The following is a 757-nucleotide window of genomic DNA, read 5'->3' as shown; positions in this document are numbered from 1 at the left end:
GAACCTGAAAGCCATCGAGGCTGCCGGGTTCTCGTACATCATCGCCGCCCGGTTCAAGGACCTGCCCTACCCGGTGTGGCAGTGGCGGCAGGACCATCCGGGGAAGGACTACGAGGACGGGCAGGTGTGGCGGCACGTCACCCCGGGTAGTGAGAAGTACGGGCAGCATGCGCAGGTCGAGGTGTGGGAGTACTCGACATCGCGGGCCAGGAAGACGAACAAGGGCCTGGACGCGCAGGTCGCGAAGGCCGAGGACGTGGTGTCGGGCAAGCGTGGGGTGCGGAAGAACCGGTTCGTGTCCCTGGAGCGGACGAAGAAGTCGGTGAACACGGACCTGGTAGAGAAGGTCCGCTCCTTGGCGGGGTTGAAGGGGTGGGTGACGAACCGGGAGGACTTCAGCAACGAGTTCGTCATGTCCTCGTACCGGCGGTTGTTGAGTATCGAGGCGTCGTTCCGGATGTCGAAGTCGGATCTGAAAGCGCGGCCGGTGCATCACCGTGACCGGGAGAAGATCGAGGCGCATCTGACGATCGTGATGACGGCGTTGGCGGTGGTCCGGTGGTTGGAGGAGACGACGGGCTGGTCGATCAAGAAGCTCGTGGAGGAGTTCCGGGCGCACAAGTTGGTGGTCATGGAGATCGCCGGGCAGCAAGTCGTCGCGGAATCACCCCCGCCGAAGGAGGCAGCGCGGGTCGCCGAACTCGTCCGACAGCGTGCCGCCGGGCGGGGCGGGCGTGTGCACTAATTTGAGCCAAGT

General features: G+C 64.6%; 1 protein-coding gene. It reads left to right on the top strand.

Going from position 1 to position 757, the window contains the following annotated elements; genetic code table 11:
- A partial coding sequence (locus AAD496_RS14870) for an IS1634 family transposase (RefSeq protein WP_433913779.1) occupies positions 1 to 745 on the top strand: 745 nt, incomplete at its 5' end.
- Between the last annotated feature and the right edge of the window lie 12 nt (positions 746 to 757).

Source organism: Brevibacterium litoralis, from assembly GCF_040212315.1.
Taxonomy (GTDB): domain Bacteria; phylum Actinomycetota; class Actinomycetes; order Actinomycetales; family Brevibacteriaceae; genus Brevibacterium; species Brevibacterium litoralis.
Note: the sequence above shows the minus strand (reverse complement) of the source record. Positions and strands in the feature narration are given on the sequence as shown.